The following is a 6,425-nucleotide window of genomic DNA, read 5'->3' as shown; positions in this document are numbered from 1 at the left end:
GACGTACTCCTCATGCTTCGCCGCGTTGCGGACGGCGACGAGGTCCTGACGGGCATTGACGAAGATCAGTCCGTAGCTCGATCCGTCCCGCGCCGGCTTCGCAATCAGCCGGCCGTATTCGGCAAAGGCATCGTCGATGTTGTCCAGCGCAATATTTGCCGGCGGCGTCACGCCGCCGAGCGCGGCAAAATGCTTGGCGGCGATCTTGTCGAAGGCGAGATGGGAAGAGGCCGAGCCCGATCCGGTGAAGGCCACGCCGCGCGCCTCGCACATCACCTGCAATTCGCCGTTCTCGGCGCGCCCGCCATGCAGGCCGAGCACCAGCACGCGGTCCTCGGCCCTGGCCTGGTCGAGCGCCTGCTCCAGCGGAATGCCGCGCGTGTCGGGCTTGAACTCGTCCTCGAAGGGACGGGCATGTTCGAGCAGCTGCATCGACTGGACGGTGTGCACCTTGTCCTGGACGTCCCAGAACCAGAGATCGGCCTCGGGCAGCGCCTGATGCAGCGCCTGGGCCGAGGCGACGGAAACCAGACGCTCCCGGTTGGAGCCGCCGAACAGAATGGTGATGCGCATTCGCTTCCTCGCAATTTGTCATTCCGGGGCGATACGAAAGCATCGAACCCGGAATCTCGAGATTCTCAGGTGCGCATTGCGCACCATAGTTGCGCTTCGCGCCCCCGGAATGACTGTCAGTTGGAAACCCCGATCCGCTTGATTTCCCAGTGTAGCTCAATTCCGGAATTTGCCTTCACTCGTTCGCGCACGGTCTCGCCCAGCGTCTCGATGTCGTGCGCGGTGGCATCGCCGGTGTTGATCAGGAAATTGCAGTGCATCTCCGAGACCTGCGCGCCGCCGACGCGCAAGCCGCGGCAGCCGGCGGCGTCGACCAGCTTCCAGGCGGAATGGCCGGGCGGGTTCTTGAAGGTCGAGCCGCCGGTCTTTTCACGGATCGGCTGCGCGGTCTCGCGATGGCTCTGCACCTCGGCCATGCGGGCGCGGATCGCGTCCGCGTCCCTGATCTCGCCGCGAAAACGCGCAGACGTGAAGATGACGGAGGGATCGACGCCGCTGTTGCGGTAGACGAACTTCATGTCGGCATTGGAGAAGACGCGCTTCGTGCCGTCGCGCGCGACCCCTCGCGCCTCGACCAGCATGTCCTTGGTCTCGCCGCCATTGGCCCCCGCATTCATCCGCAGCGCGCCGCCGATGGTGCCGGGAATGCCGAAGTAGAATTCCAGCCCGCCGATATTGGCGCCGGCCGCGACTTCCGCGACGCGCTTGTCGAGCGCGGCGGCACCTGCCGTCACGGTGTCGCCGCTCGCGGCTGCCTCGCCGAAGGCGCGCGGCGCCAGCCGGATCACGACGCCCGCAATGCCGCCGTCGCGCACGATCAGATTGGAGCCGACGCCGACGACATGGACAGGAATGTCGCCGGCGAGATGCGCGAGGAAGTAGGCGAGATCGTCCTCATCCGCCGGCGTGAACAGCACCTGCGCGGGACCCCCGACGCGAAACCAGGTGAGCTCGGCGAGCGACTGGTTGGCGAGCAGCCGGCCGCGCAGCTTGGGCATCGTGGCTTTGAGCTCGGGCGTGATGTCGGGGAATCCCACCATTCTACCCCAGCKCCTTCAATTCGCCGGGCAGCGCATACGCCCATTGCGTAATGTTGCCGGCTCCGAGACACACGACGAGATCGCCCGATCCCGCGAGTCCCTTGACGATGCCCGCAAGCTCCGTCGCCGCCGGCAGCGGGATCACCTCGCGGTGCCCGTGCGCGCGCAGGCCTGAGACGAAATGGTCGCGGTCGATGCCTTCGATCGGCGTTTCGCCGGCGGCATAGACGTCGGCGACGATCACCGCATCGGCATCGTTGAAGCAGGTGCAAAATTCCTCGAACAGCGATTGCAGGCGGGTGTAGCGATGCGGCTGCACCACGGCGACGATCTTGCCGTTGGTGGATTCCCGCGCCGCCTTCAGCACGGCCGATATCTCCACGGGGTGATGGCCGTAATCGTCGATCACGGTGACGCCGTTCCACTCGCCGGTCTTGGTGAAGCGGCGCTTGACGCCGCCGAAGCCGGCGATCGCCTTGCGGATCGCCTCGTCCGACACGCCGAGCTCGCGCGCCACCGCGATCGCGGCGGTCGCGTTGGAGGCGTTGTGACGCCCCGGCATCGGCAGCATGAGATCTTCGATCTCATGCACAGCGCCGGTCTTGCGATCGCGGAACGCGACCTTGAACTTCGATCCGCCACCCATCGGGGTGAGATCGACGAACCGCGCGTCGGCCTGCGGGTTCTCGCCGTAGGTGATGATGCGGCGATCCTCGATCTTGCCGACCAGGCTTTGCACGACGGGATGATCGATGCACATCACGGCAAAGCCGTAGAACGGCAGGTTCTCGACGAAGCTTCGGAAAGCGTCCTGCACGGCCTCGAACGTCTTGAAGTGATCGAGATGCTCGGGATCGACATTGGTGACGATCGCGACATCGGTCGGCAGCTTCAGGAACGTGCCGTCGCTCTCGTCGGCTTCCACCACCATCCAGTCGCCGGCGCCGAGACGCGCGTTGGAGCCGTAGGCGTTGATGATGCCGCCATTGATGACGGTGGGATCGAGACCGCCGGCATCGAGCAGCGTCGCGACCATCRTGGTCGTGGTGGTCTTGCCATGGGTGCCGGCGATGGCAACGCAGCTCTTGAGCCGCATCAGCTCGGCCAGCATCTCGGCGCGGCGCACCACGGGAATGCGCTGCGCGCGCGCCGCCATCAATTCCGGATTGTCGCGCTTGATCGCGGAGGACACCACGACGACCTCGGCGCCGTCGACATTCTCCGCCTTGTGGCCGACCGAGACCTTTGCGCCCTTCTTGCGCAGTCGGTCGAGATTGTAATTGTCGGAGGCGTCCGAGCCCTGCACGGCGTAGCCGAGATTGACCAGCACCTCGGCGATGCCGCTCATGCCGATTCCGCCGATCCCGACGAAGTGGATGGGTCCAATCTCGCGCGGCAGTCTCATGCTCTATCCCGTCGTTCCGTCGTCATGGCCGGGCTCGTCCCGGGCATCCACGAATCCCAAGCTACTTCATGCAAGACGTGGATGGCCGGGACAAGCCCGGCCATGACGGCAAAAATACGAAAATCGGCCCGTTTAGGCTCAGATTCCCGCGACTTTGACCACCAGATCGGCCAGGCGCTCGGCGGCGTCGAGCCGCCCCGCTCCCCTCGCCGCCGCAGCCATCGTGGCCAGTCGTGCCGGTTCGGCCGCAAAACCCGAGATCTCGGACGCCAGCCGGTCCGAGGTGAACTCGGTCTGCGGGATGCGGATCGCGCCGTCGACCTTGGACAGCACGCCGGCATTGGCGAACTGGTCCTGGTCGATCGCGCCGGGCAGCGGCACCAGGATCGAGGGCCGCCCGATCGCGGCGAGCTCGGCCACGGTGCCGGCACCGGAGCGCGACACCACGAGGTGGTTGGAGGCAAGCCGCGCCGGCAGATCGGTGAAGAACGGCGCGAGCTCGGCCTTGATCTTCAGCTTGTCGTAGACCGCGCGCACACGCGCCATGTCCTCGTCGCGCACCTGCTGGGTGAGGATGAGCCGGCCCCACAGCGCGGGCTCGAGCCGCTCGATCGCGCCCGGCACGATGTCGGCCATGATGCGCGCGCCCTGGCTGCCGCCGACGACAAGCAGGCGCAGCGGGCCGTTCACCTCGGGCGCGGCATATGGCACCGCGGCTGCGGCAAGGACTGCCGGGCGCATCGGTGTGCCGACTGTCGTGGTCTTGCCCGATAGCGCCGGATCGCGGTCGAGCACGCCGGGCAGCGAGGTCGCGATGGCGCGAACCCGGCTCGACAGAAAGCGGTTGGCGCGGCCGAGCACGGCATTGGCGTCGTGGATGATGCCGGGCACGCCGGCGAATTTCGCCGCGACCAGCGGCGGCAGCGTCGGATAGCCGCCGAAGCCGACGACGGCGACCGGCTTCAATCGCTTGATCAGGCGATACGCAGAGAGCGTGCCGGCGGCGAGCGTGAGGCCGGCATAGGCGAGCTGCAACGGATTGCGGCCGCGCGCGGTCTCGCTCGAGACGACGTCGATCATGTCCTTGCTGAACAGCCCGCTATAGCGCAGCGCGCGCTCGTCGGTGACGAGGCGGACGCGAAAGCCGCGCCGGATCAATTCGACGCCGAGCGCCTCGGCCGGAAACAGATGGCCGCCGGTGCCGCCCGCGGCGAGAAGAATCAAGGGGGAAGTGTCCATGGCGGCCGTATTTACAGGGAAAGCGCCGCCATTGCGAGCCAGCTACACAGTGCTCGTGCCCCGGGCGCAGCGCAGCGCGCCGCCCTTCGCGGCGTGGTGCGCTGCTGAACCGGGGCCCATGGTTGCGACATTCTGGGTCCCGGCTCTGCGCTCCGCTTCGCTGCGCTTGTCCGGGACACGAGAGCGGTCACGCGTAGCTGCGCATCGCCTCGGCGTGGCCGATCGATTCCACCTCGGTGCGCGGGCGCAGCCGCGTCAGCGCCAGCATCATGCCGACGCCATAGGCCAGCGACACGATCGAGGAGCCGCCATAGGAGATGAACGGCAGCGTCATGCCCTTGGCGGGGATGAGCTGCAGGTTGACCGACATGTTGATCGCCGCCTGCACGCCGAACAGGATCGCTAGCCCAGAGGCCGCGAAGCGCGAGAACATGTCCTCATTGGCGTAGGCGCGCGACAGCGTGCGGATCACGACGAAGGCAAACAGCGCCAGCATGGCGAGGCACAGGATGATGCCGAACTCTTCGGCCGCGACAGCGAACACGAAGTCGGTATGGCTGTCCGGCAGGCTGCGCTTGGCGATGCCCTCGCCCGGCCCGAGCCCGAACCAACCACCGTTGTAGAAGGCCTCCATGGCGGTATCGACCTGGAAGGTGTCGCCGGAGGCCGGGTTCATGAAGCGCTTGATGCGGCCCGCCACATGCGGAACAAACAGATAGGCGCTGAACAATCCGGCGGCGCCGATGCCGGCGAGGCCGAACACCCAGATCATGCGCATGCCCGCGATGAAGAACAGCGAGCCCCACACCAACAGGATCAGCATGGTCTGGCCGAAATCCGGCTCCATCACCAGCAGCGAGACCAGCATCAAGAGCAGCACCAGCGCCATCGAGGTCGCCGGCATCTCAGGCCGCCTGGTCGATTCCGCAAACAGCCAGGCCGCGATCACGACAAACGAAGGTTTGGCCACTTCGGAGGCCTGGATGTTGACGCCGAGCAGCGTGATCCAGCGCCGCGAGCCCTTCACCTCGGGGCCGATGGCCAGCGTCAGCACGATCAGGACGATGCTGGCCGCGAAGATGATCAGCGCCGAGCGCCGGATGGCCCGCGGCGACAGGAAGGAGACGCCGACCAGCACCATGAAGGACGGCGCCAGGAACATCACGTGGCGGCTGAAGAAATGGAAGGGATCGAGCCCGATGCGGGTCGCAACCGGCGGGCTCGCCGCCAGCGACAGGATGACCCCGCAAAGCATCAGCGCCAGGATCGCGCCCATCAGCGGCTTGTCGACGGTCCACCACCACTCGGAAAAGGGGGTGCGTTCTTCACGGGAGAGCATGGGCGGCCGCTTTCGGACAGAGGTCGGTCCATTGGTCGCCGAGGTTGGTTACCGGGGGGTTAAGGGGATCGATGAACTTGTAGAGAGTCTCTTGCCCCGGACGCAGCGCAGCGCCATAAGCGCGTTTACGCGCGTCTTCGACACGCTATGGCGGTGCGCTGCAGAGCCGGGGCCCATTGCCGCTCCTGGGTCCCGGCTCTGCGGAGCGTCACTTCGTGCCGCACCGCGTCCGGGACACGAGACCTTGCGGATCTGCCCTATTCGTAATTGATCGTGACATCCCCAACGCGCTGGTCGCGTTTGTAAATTTGGACTGTCCCGGAAATGGACCCGATCCTGACGGCATGCTCGCTAATCCAGGCAACGCTGACATCCTGATGCTCGCGCACGCTGAGAAAGGTCGGCGTGCTCTCGGGCGAGAATGTCCGGCCGCGCGCCACGATACTGGCTTGCGTGCTGTCGGGCACCGTCGCGCCGCACGACTTCTAGACCACGACGACCAACTGGCTACCGCTTGGCGAGGCGAATGCGCGCTGGCGAACGACGCGGCATGCGCCGAATCCGCTCATGAGATTGTCGATGACGACAACGAAGACAAAGCCCGCGACGACCGGGACGGCAAGAGCAGCGACGGCAATTCCGATCCAGCGTTGCCGCGCCATCCTCACACCACCGGCTTCACACCCGGCAGCGCCTGCACCAGCTCGCGGAACTTGGTGCCGCGGATCTCGAAGTTGCGGTACTGGTCGAAGGAGGCGCAGGCAGGCGACAACAGCACGACGGCGTCCTGCAAGCCCGACGCCTCCGCATCGCGCGCGGCGTGCTCGAC

At 66.4% G+C, this 6,425-nt stretch carries 6 protein-coding genes and 2 pseudogenes; all 8 read right to left on the bottom strand.

The window, feature by feature from the left end; translation table 11 throughout:
• Window positions 1–573, bottom strand: a pseudogene (locus ACXJL8_RS30410) (D-alanine--D-alanine ligase); the annotation flags it as partial.
• A 116-nt stretch (window positions 574–689) separates the two neighbouring features.
• Window positions 690–1,610 (bottom strand): UDP-N-acetylmuramate dehydrogenase, encoded by a 921-nt coding sequence (murB, locus tag ACXJL8_RS30405; RefSeq protein WP_456622435.1) that lies wholly within the window; start codon window positions 1,608–1,610, stop codon window positions 690–692.
• Between the two features lie 4 nt (window positions 1,611–1,614).
• Window positions 1,615–3,018, bottom strand: a complete 1,404-nt coding sequence (murC, locus tag ACXJL8_RS30400) for a UDP-N-acetylmuramate--L-alanine ligase (protein ID WP_456686117.1) — start codon at window positions 3,016–3,018, stop codon at window positions 1,615–1,617.
• 138 nt (window positions 3,019–3,156) lie between these two features.
• Window positions 3,157–4,257: an undecaprenyldiphospho-muramoylpentapeptide beta-N-acetylglucosaminyltransferase gene (gene murG, locus ACXJL8_RS30395; protein WP_456622404.1), complete on the bottom strand. Its 1,101-nt coding sequence runs from the start codon at window positions 4,255–4,257 to the stop codon at window positions 3,157–3,159.
• Window positions 4,258–4,444: 187 nt separating this feature from the next.
• Entirely contained in the window at window positions 4,445–5,596 is a 1,152-nt protein-coding gene (ftsW, locus tag ACXJL8_RS30390) for a putative lipid II flippase FtsW (protein ID WP_456622405.1), read from the bottom strand.
• Window positions 5,597–5,853: 257 nt separating this feature from the next.
• Complete coding sequence (locus tag ACXJL8_RS30385) at window positions 5,854–6,063, bottom strand: hypothetical protein (protein WP_456622406.1); 210 nt, start codon at window positions 6,061–6,063, stop codon at window positions 5,854–5,856.
• Between the two features lie 18 nt (window positions 6,064–6,081).
• Window positions 6,082–6,258 carry a hypothetical protein gene (locus tag ACXJL8_RS30380; RefSeq protein ID WP_456622407.1) on the bottom strand — a complete coding sequence of 59 codons (177 nt, stop codon included), beginning with the start codon at window positions 6,256–6,258 and terminating at the stop codon, window positions 6,082–6,084.
• A gap of 2 nt (window positions 6,259–6,260) precedes the next feature.
• A pseudogene (gene murD / locus ACXJL8_RS30375) lies at window positions 6,261–6,425 on the bottom strand (UDP-N-acetylmuramoyl-L-alanine--D-glutamate ligase); the annotation flags it as partial.

The organism is Bradyrhizobium sp. P5_C11_2 (assembly GCF_054049755.1).
This window is presented reverse-complemented; position numbering and strand designations above follow the sequence as displayed.